19 protein-coding genes and 1 riboswitch are annotated in these 18,450 nt (G+C 50.2%); of the genes, 14 read left to right on the top strand and 5 right to left on the bottom strand.

Annotated elements, in window-relative coordinates:
* Window positions 1–198: 198 nt before the first annotated feature.
* Entirely contained in the window at window positions 199–912 is a 714-nt protein-coding gene (locus ACFVU8_RS16335) for a metal-dependent hydrolase (RefSeq protein ID WP_387428470.1), read from the top strand.
* Between the two features lie 111 nt (window positions 913–1,023).
* Here ACFVU8_RS16335 and lplA read toward each other — a convergent pair whose 3' ends face one another.
* Entirely contained in the window at window positions 1,024–2,025 is a 1,002-nt protein-coding gene (lplA, locus tag ACFVU8_RS16330; protein ID WP_379465444.1) for a lipoate--protein ligase, read from the bottom strand.
* A gap of 192 nt (window positions 2,026–2,217) precedes the next feature.
* Between lplA and ACFVU8_RS16325 the strand changes: the two genes are divergently transcribed.
* The 5 genes from ACFVU8_RS16325 to ACFVU8_RS16305 all read left to right on the top strand — a co-directional run bounded on the left by ACFVU8_RS16325 (window position 2,218) and on the right by ACFVU8_RS16305 (window position 7,016).
* On the top strand, window positions 2,218–3,009 hold the full coding sequence (locus ACFVU8_RS16325) for an adenosylcobinamide amidohydrolase (protein ID WP_387428467.1): 792 nt from the start codon (window positions 2,218–2,220) through the stop codon (window positions 3,007–3,009).
* 104 nt (window positions 3,010–3,113) lie between these two features.
* Window positions 3,114–4,565 carry an aminotransferase-like domain-containing protein gene (locus ACFVU8_RS16320; RefSeq protein ID WP_387428464.1) on the top strand — a complete coding sequence of 484 codons (1,452 nt, stop codon included), beginning with the start codon at window positions 3,114–3,116 and terminating at the stop codon, window positions 4,563–4,565.
* 13 nt (window positions 4,566–4,578) lie between these two features.
* Window positions 4,579–5,520, top strand: coding sequence for a D-alanine--D-alanine ligase (locus ACFVU8_RS16315; RefSeq protein ID WP_387428462.1), 942 nt, complete (start codon window positions 4,579–4,581; stop codon window positions 5,518–5,520).
* Window positions 5,510–6,673 (top strand): pyridoxal phosphate-dependent aminotransferase, encoded by a 1,164-nt coding sequence (locus ACFVU8_RS16310; RefSeq protein WP_387428459.1) that lies wholly within the window; start codon window positions 5,510–5,512, stop codon window positions 6,671–6,673. Before ACFVU8_RS16315 ends, ACFVU8_RS16310 begins: the two co-directional genes overlap by 11 nt.
* A gap of 94 nt (window positions 6,674–6,767) precedes the next feature.
* A complete protein-coding gene (locus ACFVU8_RS16305; protein ID WP_387428456.1) occupies window positions 6,768–7,016 on the top strand; it encodes a helix-hairpin-helix domain-containing protein in 249 nt (82 codons plus the stop codon).
* 86 nt (window positions 7,017–7,102) lie between these two features.
* Here the strand turns inward: ACFVU8_RS16305 and ACFVU8_RS16300 are convergent, their stop codons facing one another.
* Complete coding sequence (locus ACFVU8_RS16300; protein WP_387428453.1) at window positions 7,103–8,794, bottom strand: methyl-accepting chemotaxis protein; 1,692 nt, start codon at window positions 8,792–8,794, stop codon at window positions 7,103–7,105.
* 349 nt (window positions 8,795–9,143) lie between these two features.
* Window positions 9,144–9,189: riboswitch (PreQ1 riboswitch) on the top strand.
* Between the two features lie 10 nt (window positions 9,190–9,199).
* On the opposite strand from ACFVU8_RS16300, the gene ACFVU8_RS16295 reads away from it, so the two are divergent.
* On the top strand, window positions 9,200–9,934 hold the full coding sequence (locus tag ACFVU8_RS16295; RefSeq protein WP_387428450.1) for a queuosine precursor transporter: 735 nt from the start codon (window positions 9,200–9,202) through the stop codon (window positions 9,932–9,934).
* 125 nt (window positions 9,935–10,059) lie between these two features.
* On the opposite strand, the gene ACFVU8_RS16290 is transcribed toward ACFVU8_RS16295, so the two are convergent.
* On the bottom strand, window positions 10,060–11,154 hold the full coding sequence (locus tag ACFVU8_RS16290) for a M24 family metallopeptidase (protein WP_387428447.1): 1,095 nt from the start codon (window positions 11,152–11,154) through the stop codon (window positions 10,060–10,062).
* Between the two features lie 149 nt (window positions 11,155–11,303).
* Between ACFVU8_RS16290 and ACFVU8_RS16285 the strand changes: the two genes are divergently transcribed.
* Both ACFVU8_RS16285 and ACFVU8_RS16280 read left to right on the top strand, forming a co-directional pair.
* Window positions 11,304–12,146 carry an SDR family oxidoreductase gene (locus ACFVU8_RS16285; RefSeq protein WP_387428445.1) on the top strand — a complete coding sequence of 281 codons (843 nt, stop codon included), beginning with the start codon at window positions 11,304–11,306 and terminating at the stop codon, window positions 12,144–12,146.
* A gap of 71 nt (window positions 12,147–12,217) precedes the next feature.
* Window positions 12,218–12,721 (top strand): GNAT family N-acetyltransferase, encoded by a 504-nt coding sequence (locus ACFVU8_RS16280; RefSeq protein WP_387428441.1) that lies wholly within the window; start codon window positions 12,218–12,220, stop codon window positions 12,719–12,721.
* Between the two features lie 150 nt (window positions 12,722–12,871).
* Here ACFVU8_RS16280 and ACFVU8_RS16275 read toward each other — a convergent pair whose 3' ends face one another.
* The gene (locus ACFVU8_RS16275; RefSeq protein WP_066373172.1) at window positions 12,872–13,198 is read right to left on the bottom strand and encodes a winged helix-turn-helix transcriptional regulator; all 327 of its coding nucleotides are present in this window, start codon (window positions 13,196–13,198) and stop codon (window positions 12,872–12,874) included.
* An 89-nt stretch (window positions 13,199–13,287) separates the two neighbouring features.
* Between ACFVU8_RS16275 and ACFVU8_RS16270 the strand changes: the two genes are divergently transcribed.
* From ACFVU8_RS16270 to ACFVU8_RS16250, 5 genes are all read left to right on the top strand, one after another.
* Complete coding sequence (locus tag ACFVU8_RS16270; protein WP_175370679.1) at window positions 13,288–13,548, top strand: YqkE family protein; 261 nt, start codon at window positions 13,288–13,290, stop codon at window positions 13,546–13,548.
* 151 nt (window positions 13,549–13,699) lie between these two features.
* Window positions 13,700–14,380, top strand: a complete 681-nt coding sequence (locus tag ACFVU8_RS16265) for an HAD family hydrolase (RefSeq protein ID WP_387428439.1) — start codon at window positions 13,700–13,702, stop codon at window positions 14,378–14,380.
* A gap of 141 nt (window positions 14,381–14,521) precedes the next feature.
* Window positions 14,522–15,031 (top strand): metallophosphoesterase family protein, encoded by a 510-nt coding sequence (locus tag ACFVU8_RS16260; protein ID WP_175370681.1) that lies wholly within the window; start codon window positions 14,522–14,524, stop codon window positions 15,029–15,031.
* Between the two features lie 56 nt (window positions 15,032–15,087).
* Window positions 15,088–15,639, top strand: a complete 552-nt coding sequence (locus ACFVU8_RS16255) for a GNAT family N-acetyltransferase (protein WP_387428435.1) — start codon at window positions 15,088–15,090, stop codon at window positions 15,637–15,639.
* Between the two features lie 20 nt (window positions 15,640–15,659).
* The gene (locus ACFVU8_RS16250) at window positions 15,660–16,370 is read left to right on the top strand and encodes an HAD family hydrolase (RefSeq protein ID WP_387428434.1); all 711 of its coding nucleotides are present in this window, start codon (window positions 15,660–15,662) and stop codon (window positions 16,368–16,370) included.
* Window positions 16,371–17,157: 787 nt separating this feature from the next.
* Here the strand turns inward: ACFVU8_RS16250 and ACFVU8_RS16245 are convergent.
* Window positions 17,158–18,270 carry an FAD:protein FMN transferase gene (locus ACFVU8_RS16245; protein ID WP_387428431.1) on the bottom strand — a complete coding sequence of 371 codons (1,113 nt, stop codon included), beginning with the start codon at window positions 18,268–18,270 and terminating at the stop codon, window positions 17,158–17,160.
* Window positions 18,271–18,450: the final 180 nt, after the last annotated feature.

The following is an 18,450-nucleotide window of genomic DNA, read 5'->3' as shown; positions in this document are numbered from 1 at the left end:
GAAAGTTGTCTTATAGAGTAAGACAAGTTGTCCAAATTGTATCCTAAAACAGGAGTAAGAACAAGCCAAAACTGCCGGAGAACCTTTATGGAACAGGACATTTCAGGGTTCGTGCTGGACAAATTGACAGGGTCTTGGTATACTTCGATAACCGCACATTTGTTCTCATTTACATCTTGGAAAAGGAGCGGATCTCATATGATGGGCAAATCCCATTTAATCATTAGCACCGGGGTTACCCTGTCGGTTATGAACCTACTTGGCTATGAGATTACCATTCCAGCCATTGCTGTGGCGGCGGTAAGCTCGCTTATGCCTGATATTGATGAGCCTAATTCATTATTGGTTCGCAAGGCTATTCCGGAGTTCGTACTGCGAATTCTTCAGGTAGCGCTAATCGGCGCAGCTATTTATCTTTATTTCGCCGGTCTGGCTCAGCCGCCTTGGAACATTGCTTTGGCTCTACTTGTTGGCAGTGTTTCTTTCCTGCCGGGACGCAGACTGAGGCATCTTGTCATGATATTGATTGCCGTGGGGTTGGTAGCATTCGCAGATGCCTATGATCCATGGAACTATATCGCGGCCTGCATACTCATCGTCGCATCCGTTGTCCCGCATCGTGGGTTAACGCACACGCTGTACGGCGTGGCCGGATGGGGCGCTCTGCTCTATTTCGCTTCCCTTAGCATGAACGACGGCGGCAGTCTGTGGATCGCTGGAGGACTGTCCTATGCACTGCATCTGTTAGCAGACTCTGTTACTCAGCGCGGAATTACCCCGCTGCCACCGCTACCCTTCAAGCTACGTCTGAGGCTGATGAGCACTGGCACGAAGAAGGGCAGCGCAGTAGAGAATGTCTGTATTTTACTTACATTAGTACTAGTAATCTATGCTTTCATTCTTTCTCCGTAAGGGACTACGGGTCCGCAGCGATATTGCTGCAACAATACATACAATCAATAAGGCTCTTTCGCTGCGCGGTGCAGTGAGAGAGCCTTATGATTTGTTTTATAAGAAAGGAATCTATTCTTCCAGGAAAATCAGCCCGAAAAACTCCTCCGGTTCAATCCGTCCGAAGTAATGCTTCAAGTCCAGCTCTGCGAGCGCTTGTCTGACCTCGACCTGCTCGTAACGTTTGCCGCGAAGTGCATTCTCGACGTCTACGACATCGCCAGCACCGAAGAAGTCGCCGTAAATTTTAATATCCTTGATGTAGGAATCTTCAATATCCATCCGGATGTCAATGATTCCGGCAGGGAACTTGCGCGTGTGTTTAACGTTGCTTTTTGGTGACAACCCGTAGTTCCAATCCCAGTTCTGGTAGTGCTCTTTGGAAATTTCGTTGATCTTCACCCAGTCATCCATCTCGAGCTTGTACTGTGGCACCTCGGAAGGCTCCATCCCAAAGATTGAGCGCAGCAGACCGCTGCGGAACTCTTCAATTGTCATATCCGTCCCTAGCAGATCTTTAATGTTGGCTACGCGGCTGCGGACTGACTTTGTACTCTTCGATTTGAACTTCTCCGGATTAACATTCAGCGAAGCTTGTACATCCTCCAAATTAAGGTCGAACATTAGAGTGCCGTGGCTGAACATCCGTCCGCGTGTGGAGAACTGGGCATTCCCGGAGATTTTTTGCTCCCCGACCTGCAGGTCGTTCCGCCCGCTGAGCTCGGCATTGACGCCCATGCTCCGCAAGTAGTCGATGACCGGCTGCGTGAACTTCAGGAAGTTAAGGAAAGACTCGCCGTCATCCTTAGTAATGAAGCTGAAATTAAGATTGCCGAGGTCATGATAGACCGCTCCGCCGCCAGACAAACGACGAACAACCTGGATGTTATTGTCCTTCACGTATTCCTGATTGATCTCTTCGATCGTATTTTGATGCTTGCCGATAATGATAGACGGACTGTTGATATAAAAGAGCAAATAGCTCTCGTCCATTGGCAAATGCTTGAGCGCATATTCTTCAATCGCGAGATTGATGGATGCATCCGTAATCCCCGTGTTATCGATAAAAAGCATGGCTTGTTCCTCCGTTGCAGCATGATTGAGTACAGCCTTTATTTTAAACCAAAAGCAGGGATTTCACAAAAAAATTCCAAAGCTGAATCCAATGAAATCTATCCGGCGGGCTGAAACCATTTGACGGATTTCCGGCTCTGGCGTAATAATGAGGGCATTGGCTTACACGATGAAGGAAGGGGCGAGGAGAGCATGAGTGATACCACAGAAGCTAGAGTAATGAGTGAAGCAAGAGTAGGAACTGTCGCTAGTACAGTAAAGTCGCCTTTTATGAATGAAGAGAACACCACAAAATATACCTCTCTGGTCTTTCCAGGATTGACTCTGGAGCGGAAGGAAGACCATTTGCTGCTGGCATTCCCATCCGAGGTGGACGGACTGTCGAGTGCTGTATACGGCGGAGGCATGATTCGTCTGACACGGGCAGTAAATCTTTTTGTCAACCAGGACTATGAATGTAGTGATCCGGTACGGGATATGGAGAATAAGCTGCGGGAATGGGGTTATCCAGCAGCGGGCTGCGCAGGGCTGATGACCGCCGTTCCACTGGAGCTTGCTGCGATTGCTGAAGAAGATATCGGCTCTGCTGCGATCTTCTGCTGTGTAACGTCAGCAGCGGGCAATGCTGCCCGTGCCGGGGTAGTGCGCCCTGTGCTGAAGGCTTACCAGCCAGGTACGATCAACATCATGCTGGGCATTGACGGGCAGCTGTCGCCTGCCGCGATGGTTAATGCCGCAATGACAGCTGTTGAAGCTAAGGCAGCCGCTCTGGCCGATCTCGGAATCGTCGATACCGAGAATGGCCTGACAGCAACGGGTACGCCAACAGATGCTATTGTGCTGGGTGTGAGTCAGAGCAGACGATACCACGCTGAACATGTCTACGCTGGCACAGCTACTGATTTGGGTGGTGCGATCGGACGTCTGGTCTATGGAGCAGTTACGACTAGCCTGCAATCTATGCAGGCTAGGAAAGACGGATAAAAGAACTAGAACCGCTAAGAACCACGACTGGATGAAAAATCCGGGGCCGTGGTTCTTTTTTTACCCTGCTAAGTGTGCCATGATAGCTATGGGGGCGATGCTGGATGTTTCAGGATTTCAAGCTCATTGCCGGACGACCGGTATATATACAAATCAAAGACTATATGAAGCACTTAATTATAAAAGGTGCGCTGCAAAGCGGCCAGAAGCTGCCGTCCACCCGTGAGATGGGCGTGCTGCTGCAAGTTAGCCGTAACTCTGTAATCGCCGCGTATGAGGGGCTGGAGGACGATGGATTTGTCTACGCCGTTAAAGGGCAGGGCAACTATGTAGCCTCTACTGCACCTGGTACCGTTACTGTTTCTTCCCGCACAATGGACTGGAAGAAACATCTGAACGATCACGCCATGCTGGCTGAAGAACTGGATATTATGAAGCGCGGTATTCGAGCAGACAAAGGTACGATTTCTTTTACCAGCATCGCACCGGATGAGAGTCTGTTCGATCTGGATAATGTAAAGCGGGCCTTCATGGACCGTATGGCCGTAGAGGGGAATGTCCTGTTGAACTACGGCTACGCCAAGGGCTACAAACCGTTGATTGATTATTTGCACCAATATATGGAGCACAAGGGCGTGGATATGAAGGGCAAGGACATTCTGATCACCAATGGTTTCACGGAAGGCTTCAATATTGTGCTGTCTGCCCTGAACCGGAAGAGTGGCCAGGTCCTGACCGAGAATCCCACGCATCACACAGCGATCAAGAATCTCAAACTGCACGGCTTCGGGATCAAGGGCATTCCGATGGAATGGGACGGCATTCACCTGGGTGAGCTGGAGAAGGCATTAGATGAGGGAGAGTATGATTGTGCTTACTTCGTGCCTTCGTACCATAATCCGACCGGGATTGTCATGTCTCCTGAGAAAAGACAGGGCCTGATGAAGCTGATGGCGAGATACGATATTCCGGTAATTGAGGATGGTTTCAATGAAGAGCTGCGTTATTCGGGTTCACATGTATCGCCGCTGATTGCGACGGCTGGTGCAGGCAACAGTGTGATTTATCTTGGAAGCTTCTCCAAAGTGCTGTTTCCGGGGCTTCGGGTAGGCTGGGTGCTGGCCGATCAGGAACTGATCTATTATCTGGAGAGTCTTAAGCGGGCACAGACCATTCATACTTCTACTCTGGATCAGTCGATCCTCTATCAATATTTGTACAACGGCAATCTGGAGAAATATTTGAAAAAAGCCAGAACGGAATATAAACGGAAATATGAACTGACCTTGGAATGCTGTAAGCAGCATGTTCCTTACCAAACGTTGACGGGCGACGGGGGAATGCATTTGTTCGTGGCATTTGCAGAGGGCTTTAGCACAAGAGCTTTGCTTGAGGCGTGCCGTGCGCAAGGGGTTATTTTTACGGCAGGCGAGATGTTCTATACCGATGGCGGCGGGCAGCATACGATGCGGATCGGCTTCTCCCGCGTGGCGGATGAGGATATTGTCAAAGGAATCGAAATCATTGGAAGAACGGCGCGGCAATTAATGGGATGAAGGGGTGCTGGTGATGAAGGTTGGCGTGATTATGGGGGGCATTTCTTCTGAAATTGAGGTGTCGTTGAACACAGGCAGAGAAATGATGAATCATCTGGATCGTAATAAATATGAGGTGGTTCCGGTTGTATTCAATTCACGTGAGGAGCTTATAGAGAAGGTCAAGGGGCTTGACGTTGCTCTGTTGGCGCTGCATGGCGCTTACGGGGAGGATGGAACGATACAAGGAACGCTGGAGACATTGAGCATACCTTATACGGGAAGTGGTGTGCTGGCAAGCAGCCTGTGCATGAATAAGGATCTGTCCAAAAAAATCCTCCGTTATGAGGGAGTCAACACACCCGACTGGTTGTGCTGGGACAGCATGGACGATTTTTCACCGGAAGCTGTGGAGCGTTTGGGCTATCCCGTGATGGTGAAGCCGAATTCAGGCGGTTCCAGCATCGGAATGGAAAAGGTGAACGATGAGCAGGGACTGCGAGGCGCGGTGCTGAAAGCTTTTACGAGTGACCCCGATCAGTCGATCCTGATTGAACGGTATACAGTGGGCCAGGAAATTACCTGCTCTATCTTGAACGGGGAATTTCTCCCCGTGATAGGCATTACTTCGGCGTCTTCGGAATGGTTCGATTATAGTGCCAAGTATGAGGTAGGTGGGGCGCAAGAGGTCGTGATCACCCTGCCGCCAGAGCTGGAGCAGTCGGTGCGCAGAGCAGCAATGACCTGTTACAAGGCGTTGAAATGCAGCGTGTATGCCCGGGTCGATATGCTTTTGATGGAAGGTGTGCCTTATGTACTGGAGGTTAATACCTTGCCTGGGATGACAATGACGAGTCTGCTTCCCAAAAGCGCAGCGGCAGCCGGACTGTCATTCAGCGCATTATTGGATCGTATTATCAGCTGTTCCCTGACGGAACGCAGCAAGAACAAGGGGGTGCCGGTACATGTTGAATAATTGGATAGCGCCTCGCGTACAGGACATCCCGCCTTCCGGAATACGGGCGTTCTTCGAACTCAGTGCCGGCAACGAGGATATTATCTCGCTGGGCGTAGGCGAACCGGATTTTGTTACCCCGGAGCACATCAGAGAAGCTTGCATGGTGGCGCTGAGTCAGGGAGCGACGAGATATACGCCGAATGCGGGCTTGCCTGAGCTAAGAGAGGAAATTGCTCATTATTTGCAAAATAACTTCAATCTGCGTTACGACCCTTCAAACGAAATAGTAGTCACTGTAGGCAGCAGCGAAGCGCTGGACCTGGCGCTGCGGGCGTTCACTGCTCCAGGAGACGAAATTCTTCTTCCTTCTCCCAGTTATATCGCTTACTCGCCGATTGCCTATCTTAATGGCGGTACATTGGTAGAGGTGGAATCGAAAGCGGAGGAAGGTTTCAAACTGACTGCCGAGGCGCTACAACGGGCAATTACCCCGCGTTCCAAGCTGCTGATGCTGAATTATCCGAACAACCCGACAGGAGCGATTATGACTGCCGAGGACTGGCAGCCGATTGCGGAGATCGTGAAGGCGAACAACCTGCTGGTCATCTCCGATGAAGTCTATGCCGAATTGACCTATGACCGGAAGCATGTCAGCATTGCTTCACTGCCGGGAATGCAGGAGCGGACCATTGTACTCAACGGATTTTCAAAAGCATTCGCCATGACTGGCTGGAGAATCGGCTATGCCTGCGGCCATCGAGATCTGCTGGCAGCAATGCTGAAGATCCACCAATATACAGCCATGTGTGCCCCGGTGCTGGGACAGATTGCTGCAATTGAATCCCTGCGCCATGGCCTTGAGGCTATGAGCGAGATGAGAGAAGTGTATCGGCAGCGCCGGGAGCTGCTGGTGAACGGATTCCGGTCGATCGGAATGCCTTGCCACGTCCCGGAAGGCGCATTCTATGCTTTTCCAAGTATCGCGCATACCGGGCTTGATTCCGAGACGTTTGCGCTGCAGCTATTGAAAGAAGCCGGTGTTGCAGCCGTACCCGGATATGTATTTGGATCGGGAGGAGAGGGGCATATTCGCTGTTCTTACTCAGTATCCACAGAGCGGTTATATCAGGCGCTGGAGCTGATGGAGAGCTTCATGAAGGTGAAGATATAATTGTGTTATAGGACGGCTAATGGGTATGCCAGACAGGCGGCTGTGGGAAGTCTGGTAATATTAAGTGACTACTAATGATAGGGGTGTACCCTTTATGTCAAAAAATACACAAGCCAGCTCTGGCAAAGACGGGGCTGGCGAGCAGCCGGAGTCTGACTTTCCGTCCAGTCTGGCCAAGCCGGCACAGCGCGCGCTTGCCGGAGCGGGGTATACTCGGCTTGAGCAATTGAGCAAGCTTACCGAGAGCGAGCTTTTGCAGCTGCACGGCATGGGTCCCAAGGCGTTAGGCCAATTGCGTACGGCACTTGCTGAGAAAGGACTGTCGTTTGCGGAAGGTTCCTGAGACTGGCATTCCGGCCAAAAGATATATACAAGCAAGCCCCCGTCCATTATCGGACGGGGGCTTGTCACATTTTAAGAATACATAGGTTAGATCTTAAATTGCTGCACGGCTTGTTGCAGCTTTGTGGCTTGCTCGTGCAAATGCTGCACTGTACGGGAATGACCTTCAAGCTCGGCGCTTTGTCGCTCGGAATTACGAGAAAGCGTATTGGCATTAGCCTGCGATTTTGCAGTAATCTGCGCAGTTTCTTCTACGGAGGCGCTGACTTCCTCACTTCCAGCCGAGATTTGCTGGGTAGCTGCCGACACAGACTGAATACTTTGGTCGATGCTTTGAATGAGGATCAACAGATGATTAAACGCATTTCCCGCTTCTGCAACCTTACCGACGCCGGAGGCTACTTCCGAGTTAACGTGGTTCATCTCTGCGACAGAGCGATTCATGTCCTCCTGCAAACCAAGCAGGAATTCACGAATCTGATCGGTAGCTGTCCGGGATTGCTCCGAGAGTTTGCGTACCTCTCCGGCTACCACGGCAAAACCGCGTCCATGCTCTCCGGCCCGTGCCGCTTCAATCGACGCATTGAGGGAGAGCATTTGAATCTGCTTCGTGATCTCTGTAATGCCCTGCACCACTGCACCGATTTGGAGGGAGCGTTCATTCATAATCTGGAACTGACCCAATGACTGCTCGGAAGCCCGTTCGACCTGGCGCATTTGTTCAACGGCTATTTGGGCAATTTCATTACCGCCAAGCGCTTCGGCTGAGGCTTCGCTAATCTGTTCCGTAACTTCTCCTGCTGCGGAGGCGATATGCTGGATACTGTAATTAATCTCTTCCATGGCCCGCGAGTTATCCTTCGCGCTGTGGGCAATGGATGTACTGCCTCTGTCAATCTCGATGACGGACTGGGCGGACTGTTCGGCCATGCCGTTCAGGACCTTCACGCGCTCTTTGAGGTCATTGGAATCTTCGACAACCGTACCGGAAGTCTCCAGAACCTGGCCGATCATTTCTTTGAGGCGATTGGACATAGTCTGAAAGCTTTCAGAGAGCTGTCCAACTTCATCGGTGCCTTTTATAGTCAACTCCTGGGTGAAATCACCCTGTGCAAGTTTATTACTATACGTTGCGAGCTGTGTTATAGGACGTGTTATCCGCCGGCTCATAAGCAGGGCACCGGTCATGCCGATGATAAGGACCACCAAGGTGATTCCTGCACTAGTCCAGAGGATGCTGCTCATTCTTTCTGTGATAAAGGCTACATCAGAGCTTACGCCGACAACCATCGGACTGCCTTTAATAGCGATGTAAGCTGTTTTATGTACACCGTAATCGTCATTATAGATATCGCTGAGCGTCGTTTTTTGGTTCTGGAAGGCCTGTTCCATAGCCGGAGTCACCTGCAGGGTGTCTCCTGTCTTAATCTTGGAGCCATGATCAGCGGCAAGTACGGTAGCTTGACCGTCGTTCAGACTCGCCAAAAAGATCGTCTCTACATCATGTTGGTTGCGTTTGTCCTTGAAGTAGTATTCGATATTGGTAATTGACTGCTCATTCTTGCCTAGCGCCCGCTGGGCATGGGTAGAATTGATGTTCTTGTATACATCCTGGACAGCTCCCGTCAGTAACTTGTTGATCTGCGGCAGTACATAGCTCTCGAACGTATTAGTCGATATGAAATAAAAGCTTACACTTAACAAAAGAGACGCGAGCAACAGGACGACAAACAACAAGCGCGTGAATTTACGGCTAATCGAGTGCTTGAAACGAAACATAGGGTTCTCTCCTTTTCTCTGATATGCCTTTCTATCCCAAGCCTGATGCCTTTTTATGTATGGATAGCTACGATAACTCCGTGAGTAGGGTCGTATATCAGGTTAATACTATCGCTCTGGTGGGATAAACACACATAGTTGATAACTATTTTATATAATTAACCTGCGGTTGAATAGTGAAAAATTTGATTTTCACTGTATTATTTTCTGAAAAAAGATAAAAAAAGTGTCGAAACTTCTAACAATGAATAGAATTAGGTGGAAGAAAGAGGATTCGTACAAAAAATCAAAATATTCTGGTATCTTTGGTTCTGTTATGGTAGAGTGTTTATGTTTTGTTCCGGAATCCGGAACCGCGGTTCGTAACCATCCCGCGTAAACAAAACTAGGAGGAGTTATAAGAAGATGTTTAATTTATGGTGGGGGATTCTCTTTGTCCTCGTCAATTTTGTGTTTTTTCTGCTGTGCTACCGACTATTCGGCAAAAAAGGGATGTATGCCTGGGTGGGAGTCGCCACCGTCATTGCCAATATTCAGGTCTCCAAAACCATTTCCATGCCACCAGGCATTGTCATGACTCTTGGCAACACCATGTACGTGACGCTGTATATGGCGAGCGATCTGCTCAACGAGAAGTATGGGCGGGTCGAAGCGCGGACAGCGGTATGGTTTGGCTTTTTCACCCTGATTACGACGACGGTGATCATGCAGATGGCGCTGGCGTTCACGCCGCAGGAGAGTGATATCGCCCAGTCTTCACTGGAGACGATCTTCGGAATGATGCCGCGGCTTGCACTGGGCAGCTTGGTAGCTTACTTCGTCAGTCAATTCCTGGATGTACGGCTGTATTCTTGGATTCGCAAGTATTATGGCAGTTCGCGCCAGCTCTGGATTCGCACCAACGGCAGCACGATGGTGAGTTCCTTTGTGGATACGCTGATCTTCTGTACGATTGCTTTTGCCGGCATTTACGACTTGAAGGTATGGACAGAGATACTACTGACCACTTATATTATCAAATTCTTGCTCACTGCAGCAGGGACACCGGTATTGTATATCGCCCGCACGTTTACTTTTGCGGAGGATAAACCGAATATGCCACTCCCGGAGGCTTCCGATACGAAGGCGACTACCGCCTAGAAGATCCAGGAGATCTTATAGAGCAAGTTACAGTATTTAAAAAACAGCACGTCCCCGCATATGGAGACGTGCTGTTTTCAATATGCGCCCAATTTTCCTTGGTCAAGGGCGATTGGAAACTCTCTCTATAGATGAAGCACAGTCAGAGCTTTAGGGAAGTTGGTCAGTGTCTGCGCACCGTTTTCACTGACGAAGACATCATCTTCAATGCGCACACCGCCTACGCCCGGCACATAAATGCCCGGTTCCACCGTAAAGACATTGCCCACTTCAATGATGTCTTCATTGAGGCCGTGCAGTGAAGGATATTCATGGACATCTATGCCGAGGCCATGGCCGACACGATGCACGAAGTACTCCCCGTACCCGGCAGCTTCAATGACTTCACGCGCGGCGCGATCCACTGAACCAAAGGTTGCTCCTGGTATAGCAGCGGCAATCCCTGCTTCATTGGCTGCAAGTACGGCATTATAGATGCCGGTCAGCTTGCTGTCCGCCTCTTCCACGGCAAAGGTGCGTGTGATATCAGAAGCGTAGCCTGCAGCATATAGCCCGAGGTCGAACATCAGGAAGTCCCCGGGCTCAATGATCCGGCTACCCGGCTCGCCGTGCGGGAGGGCAGTGTTCGGTCCCGAGAGCACCAGGGTGTCGAAGGCTGGGCCGGAAGCGCCAAGCTTCTTCATTAAATACTCCAGCTCTGCTACCAGTTCAATTTCGCTGACACCGGCCTTGACATGCTTCAGGCCACGGCGCAGCACTTCTTCCACCAGCTCTGCGGCGTGTTTCATGGCAGCGACTTCTTCCGGCGACTTCTTCGCGCGCATGCTCCGCAAGAGATGGCCGATATCGCTGAAGCGCTCTGCCGGAACAGCTGCTGCAAGCTGCTCGAATCGGGAGACGGTGAAATGCTCTTTCTCGATACCGACCGCTCCGAGCTTCTTGCCTTGCAGACGTTGGCGCAGCAGATCATACGGATTATCGGTGTCGCTGTGGGTGGCGATATTCTTCACGGAAGAGGCAGCATGGGCTGCTTCAGCATCAAGGGCCGGGACGATCAGAACGGGCTCTTCGCCACGGACCAGAAGTAGTCCGAGAAAACGTTCATGCGGATTACTTGCGAATCCGGTCAGATAGTAGATATGCTTAGGATCGGTGATGAGCAGAGCGTCCAGTCCTTCGCTGGTCAGCCCTTGCTCCAGGCTTTTCAATACATTGCTCATATTCAATAGTTCCCCTCTCGGTTTTGCGAAGGCATGCTTTCTCCCGTCCGCAAAATGATGTACCATTATATTAAGACAATCGTCCGCAAAAAACCAGAACAGGGGACCGGCCGCGTCTGCCGAATCCAGCCTAAGAGGAGTGAACCCGTATGAAAGGTAAGGTTGTAATCATCACCGGTGCCAATGCCGGTATGGGATTGGCTACAACAGTTGAACTTGCCCGCAAGGGTGCCAGGGTCATCATGGCTTGCCGCAGTCATAAGCGCGGGGAAGAGGCGTTAGTGGCCGCCAGACAGCAGAGTGGATCGGAAGAGATTGAATTGATGCTGCTGGATCTATCCTCGCTGGACAGCATTCGCAGTTTCGCACAGGAATTCTCCGCTCGTTATTCTGTATTGGATGTCCTGATTAACAATGCCGGGGTAGTCAGCACGAAGCGCCAGTTGACGGCTGATGGGTTTGAGATGGATTTTGGCGTCAACCATCTAGGACATTTTCTGCTGACCAACCTGCTGCTGGAGCGACTTCAAGCGGCAGAGCAGGGACGGATCGTCGTGGTTGCTTCCGGCGCCTATAAAATCGGTTCCATGCACTATGAGGACCCAACATTGTCCCGGGGCTTCAATCTGGCGAAGGCTTATGCCCGTTCTAAGCTCGCTAATATCCTTTTCACCCGGGAACTGGCATCGCGCCTGCAGGGAACGCAGATTACCGTCAACTCTGTACATCCTGGTGCGGTGGGTACGAGCATTGGGGTGAACCGGGATACCGGTTTTGGAAGCTCAGTCATGAAGCTGATGTCTTTTTTCTTCTTGACACCGGAGCAGGGGGCGGACACTGCCTTGTATCTGGCCACGGCCCCGGAGTTGCGCCAGGTTACAGGAGAGTATTATTACCGCCGCAAGATTAAGGAGCTGTCGCCGAGGGCGACGGATTCCGCGGAAGCTAAGCGGCTTTGGCAGTGGAGTGAAGAACAGGTCGGCTTGTCCTGACCGATTTCAGTAATAGTAAGAGCCAAGCGCCAACCATGGCAGACAATGTATTATACTGGAGGAATGAAGATATGGATTGGCAGAACTACACGATTGAAGATGCCGAGCTCGCCGATTTGGCGGAAATTGTGAATATCTATAACTCAACAGTTGCTGGACGAATGGTGACTGCCGATCTGGAGCCTGTACGCGTAGAGGAGCGGGAACGTTGGTTCCACGAGCATAACAGCCATCATCGCCCGCTGTGGGTACTAAGGAATAACGGAGAGATCGCTGCCTGGTTCAGCTTTCAGTCGTTCTACGGACGCCCGGCTTACAATGGAACTGCCGAGATCAGCGTGTATGTAAGTGAAAAGTACCGGGGAAGTGGCGCAGGCAGCATTCTGCTGACCCGGGCGCTGGAGACGGCTCCGGCTCTTGGGCTGAAGAATCTCGTCGGTTTCGTGTTTGGCCATAATGAGCCTAGCCTGGGTCTATTGCGGAAGTTCGGCTTTACGGAGTGGGGACTGCTGCCCGGGGTAGCCGAAATGGACGGTATTGCGCGTGATCTGGTAATTATCGGCCGCAAGCTGTAATCTTGGGAGCACCATACCCCGCTTTAGGCCAAATGCCAAAAGGGAAACCGGCGTTCTCCGGTTTCCCTGCGTCACAGTATTATTTCGGTCTCCATCCTACGAAACGTGATTTCGTAGGGTCCAGTGAAGCTCTCTATAGTTAGACAGGAATCAGGATTGGCATTCTCCAGGCTCTATCCAGTCCTCGGACCATTGCTGCAGGTCCCGAATGACCGATTCAAGCGCCCGACCTTTTTCCGTTAAAGAATATTGAATTCTTACAGGGGTCTCGGGAAAAACTTCCCGCAGAACAATACCTTCCTGTTCCAAATCCTTGAGCCGCTCCGAGAGCAGTCTTCCGCTGACGGGGAGCGATGCTTCGATGGTGCTGAAACGCTGTGGTCCATGAAGGAGCTGATAGATGATCAGGCCGGTCCAGCGCTTGCCCATAATATCCATGCTTTTTTGTAACCGGGGACATAAATCTGTGGCTTTCATAAGGCTCACCTCTTATAGTACATTATAAACGAAAAGTCCCGTTACTAAAACAAATTTGAATTAAACGTAGGCTGAAAGGATGATTCATCGTGGCAAAAAAGAAAAGAACTCAAACGCCTCCCCGCGCTGCCGCAGCGGACAGTCCGGCTACATTGAAAGACCTGCTAAGCAGCGATGTGCTGAGCAAGCTGAAAGCGCAGGCAGATGAACTGAAGGCTGAAGAAAAACAGCGTCAGGAAGCAGCCCGTCAAGCGGTGGAAGACCAGCGGAAAGCGGAGCAGAAGCGGCTGGATAATGACTTTGCCCATCTGCTGGAGAACAGTAAACAAGATTGGCACAAGTTCAAATAAAGGCTAAATGCCCAGGAAAGGACACTCGAATGAGTGTCCTTTTTGTGTGTGATGAAAGAGCGAGCCGGGAGAGGGCAGGATGTGGTACTTTTTTCACAGGAATCATTGGAATTCACATTATTCGCAGGTAGTAGGCAGATTGGGGGTAGCCATGAAGTCGATTAAGGTCATTAGTCTGGATATGTTTCAAACGCTGGTGAATCTGGATAGGCGTACTATGAGCATGTGGAATGCGATTTTGGGCAATGACTGCAGTGAGGATCAGGCGAATAGTAATCAAGCTCGGTTATTGGAACATTATTATACTATTGCTGTGCAGATGAGGGGTGACGGCCAATTCCTGCTGACCAAAGAGATATACAGACGGTGTTTTACTAGACTCTTCTCCACGTATAATATCCGATTCGAGCCAGAGCAAGCGCTGGATATTCTCGTTCGGGAGCATTCGCAGGCAGAGCTATATGAAGAGACGGAAGACTTTATCCGCTATATTCTTGGAAACTATGATGTTTGCATTGTAAGCGATACGGACGAGGATATGCTGCCTGCCTTTTATACCCGTTATCCCATTCGCCTGTTCGCTTCAGAAACATATAAATCGTATAAAAATGATCATTCTAACACGCTATTCCAGCAAGTGATCGCTCATTATAATGTTCAACCTGCGGAAATCATACATATTGGCGATACCGTCTCTGACGTTCTGGGGGCGAAGCGCGCTGGAATCCAGGCCTGTTGGCTGAATAGGCTCTCCGTCCCCTGGACACTGGATAATCATAATGATCCGGATTTTATTATCCATAATTTAAACGACGCCAGGGCATTCTTGTAGAAACGTAGAATATCCCAAAGACTCTAAGGCGATACAGAGGGCGAGGCCGGTGGAATAACTGCCACAAACTTGCGTCTGTGGAGTGCAGATTATACAATAATCAGAATTAGTAGGATTCCTGAAAAGAATGGAGCTGAGGACATGAAAGTAGGCGTTGTATCCGATACACACATGACCAGAATGGCCAAAGCGTTGCCACAGGCCCTTATAGCAGAGTTCCGCAAGGTGGATATGATCCTGCATCTCGGGGATTGGGTTGCGCTGGAGATTTACGATATGCTGGCCGAGTTGGCTCCGGTGGAAGGGATTGCCGGGAATAATGATGGTCCGGAAATTATAGAACGTTTCGGTGAACGGAAGATTATCACGCTGGAGGGAGTCCGCATCGGCATGATCCATGGACATACCCCATACTCCCGCAAAGGAACCGATGGCAACGCGCTGCTCGCTTTTGCAGAGGAAGAAGTGGACTGCATCCTGTTTGGCCATTCACATCAACCGCTATTGCGCAGAGAAAATGGTATTTTGTTATTCAATCCTGGCTCACCAACGGACAAGCGGCGAGAGAAGCAGTACTCCTTCGGGCTGCTGGATATTGAAGATGGCAAGATAGCCGACGCCCGTCATGTCTTCTATGACTCCAAGGAATAGGGATAAGAATAGCAACAGTGATGAGGTAAAGATCTAAATTTTGCAGCAATCTATCCATGGGCTATTCGGCAGCCAGATATTACAATTACAGTAAAAAGGCTGTAGCCGGAAAGCAGGGGTATGTGATGCAGAAGAATGATGTGCAGAAAATCGTAATTAGGCAAGCTGATTTGGAAGATTTGGAGCTGCTCTCTCCGTTATTTGATGAATATCGGGTGTTCTACAGACAGGCATCCGATCTGGACGGGGCACGGGCGTTCCTGGAGGAACGACTGCGGCTTAAAGAGTCTGTTATTTTGCTGGCAGTGGAAGAAGCAGGGGATCAGCGCCGAGCGGCTGGCTACACACAGCTGTATCCGTCCTTCTCGTCGGTGTCACTGCAGCGGCTTTGGATCTTGAACGACCTGTACGTGAATGAAAAATTCCGGGGTGTTGGTATAGGATCCAGGCTGCTGGAGTCGGCGCGTGAGTATGCAATGAGAACGGGAAGCAAGGGTTTGACGTTAACGACCGCGACAGACAATAATATGGCGCAGCATTTATATGAATCGAACGGCTACATCAGGGACGAGGACTTTTATACGTATGATCTTTTTTTCCAAAAGTAAATAGAGCAAGGAGACTTAATGTGGAGAAGAGCAAGAAATTAGCGGTATTTTTTGATCTGGATGATACGCTGTATGACCATCTGGTTCCCTTCCGGGAAGCGGTGAAGGAGGTCTTGAAGCCTGAGGGAGAGAACTTGGACTTTGCGGATTTATTCTTTAAGGTAAGGCATCACAGCGATCTGCTGTGGCCTCAATATCTGAGTGGGGAAATTCCGCTGGAAGAGACGCGGGTCATGCGGATGGAACGGGCTTTTGCGGATTTCGGGTTGACGCTTGATCGTGCACAGGCAGCAGAAGTGCAGGCAGCGTACATCGGCCGTCAGTACAAAATCGAAATGATCCAAGGGGTGCGGCAGCAACTGGACCGCTTTATCACCGCAGGTCATACGGTAGGTGTGATTACGAATGGTCCGGCAGATCACCAGATGAAAAAAATTGTAGGTCTTGGTGTGGATCGCATCCTGCCTGCGGACCGGATTTTTATCTCCGATGCCGTCGGGATTGCTAAGCCGGACCCGGAGATTTTCGCCTATGTGAACCGCAAAACCGGGACGACAGCAGAGCAGTCACTGTATATTGGGGACGCCTGGGATAACGATGTTGTCGGTGCGCTGGGAGCCGGGTGGAAAGTATGCTGGTACAATCCACACGGAAGAGAGCCGCGTTCAGCCCATAAGCCGACGCACACGTTCAGTAATTATGAAGAATTTGCCGGGCTGCCGATCCTATAGTATTGTGTGGGGTTCTGGTTTAGTGAGATTCCCCGTTAGCTTAATACGTTCCCGTGGTTTGGAGTACACTCGGTGGTCAGCTCAAAAGTGATGCTCGAAGGAAATAGGGATGATCCAATTTATGCACAAATTATAAAACAAAGGACCTCTGAACTCCACGATTCGTGGAGGGCGAGGTCCTTTTCACAGGCTCTAGTTGCACGGAACTTCAATTCTGAATGATGCTAGCGAATAAATCCCTGAGTTGAACAAATTAAGGGCAAAACTGTACCTTAATTTGGATGAAAGGAGTGGTTTTGGGCAATTAAAGGCAAAAATGTATGTTAAAATTCATCAATGGCCCCTTATCTGGTCCTTTCTTGAAAATTAAGGTACATAATTGCACTTAATTCGCAAATAAGGATGGTTTTATAAAATATAAGATACAAATATGCACTTAATTCCCACTCACCCGTTCCTCTAGTCGCTGCTCCTGTTCACACTATGCTCCACATGCGACGTTTGACGTTCGACGCTCTACATTGGACGTTCCGTAATCTACGCAACTCGCGCTCAATGTGCCGCATGCGATGTTCCGCATCTACGACCTTGCACTCGACGCTCGTATCCGGCGTTTCGTAAACTACGCACCCAGCACTCAATGCGTCTACGCACCTTGCACTCGACGCTCGTATCCGGGCGTTCCGCTATCTACGGACCTTGCAGACGATGCACCTCAATCGGCGTTCCGTAATCTACGCACCCACCCCTCAATGCACCGCCCTCAACGCTCCACACTTCTGCACATTTAATTAGCAAGAGTGTAGGTAGTGTCTGTCAGGTTCAGTCTGCCTTTGATGCCGGACGTGGCATAGATCTTGTTGTCATCGGTAATGAAGAACGCTTCGATCTTCTCTGGCAGCGCCTCGATGAATTTCATGCCTTCGTCCAGACCCATCAGGAAGATCCCGGTTGACAATGCATCTGCATCCATTGCGTTAGGGCTCATGATTGTGATGCTCTTAAGCCCGTTCTGGGACGGGAAGCCTGTGCGCGGGTCGAGAATATGATGATAACGGACACCATCCTGGATGAAAAAGCGCTCGTATACACCGGAAGCATCAATGACCTCGTCCTCAATCTTGATCGTACCTAGCTGTGTTCCGCGGCTTTGGTCAGGGTCTTGCAGGCCAATGTTCCACTTCGCGCCGCCCGGTTTGGCGCCCAGCGCAATAATGCTGCTGCCGCCGAGATTGATCATGGCACTCTCTATGCCTTGTTCTTTCAAGTAATCAGCGATACGGTCTGCGGCGTAGCCTTTGCCTATTGCCCCTAGGTCGAGTATCATACCTTCTTTGGTTAGCTTGACAGTCTTCGCATTCTCGTCAATGATAACGTCTTTATAATTGGTCAGGCTTGCAGCCTTCGCGATAGCGTCTTTGTCCGGCACCTTCTTGCCGCCACTACCAATATTCCAGAGGTCAACCAATGGCCCAATGGTAGGATCGAACAGTCCGTCCATTTCCTTGGCATATTTAAGGGATTCCTTCACAATGTCCAGTGTTTCGTCGGAGACGACAACAGCGTCTTTACCTGCTGCTTTGTTCACGGCGTAAATCTCGCCGCCTTCCTTGGTCCGGCTGAATTCCAAATCCATACGTTCCATCATCTGCTGAATATCGTCCATATTCTTCTGGGCAATCTTGTCTCCGAAAATCTTGATGTTCACGACCGTATCATAAATGTAAAATGTCTGCGACAGGGATTTCGTTCCGTTTTCTTCTACAATCTTGGAACCTTGTCCGTCCGGAGAGGTCGCGGATTCTTTGTGTTTGCCCCCGGTGAATAGCCAGATCCCGCCTGCTAAGGCAACAACAACGATGAGTGCAAGGATCAGCGTCAATTTTTTGTTTTTAAACATGTTCCACCATCCATAAAGTTAGTTTCTTAAACCACATCATGACTATCATACCGCAGATAAGAAGCCCCGGGAACCCATTTCTCCAGTCGGGCGACAATAAGCATACTCCAGAGAAAGACCTGCGAATAGTAAATTTGTCTCACTTCAGAACAAAAACACCTTCCCTGAAAAGAGAAGATG

Origin of the sequence: Paenibacillus sp. NPDC058177 (genome assembly GCF_042883835.1) — a bacterium.
Lineage (GTDB): Bacteria > Bacillota > Bacilli > Paenibacillales > Paenibacillaceae > Paenibacillus_AQ > Paenibacillus_AQ agri.
The sequence above is the reverse complement of the archived record's forward strand: the minus strand, read 5'-3'. Positions and strand labels throughout refer to the sequence as shown.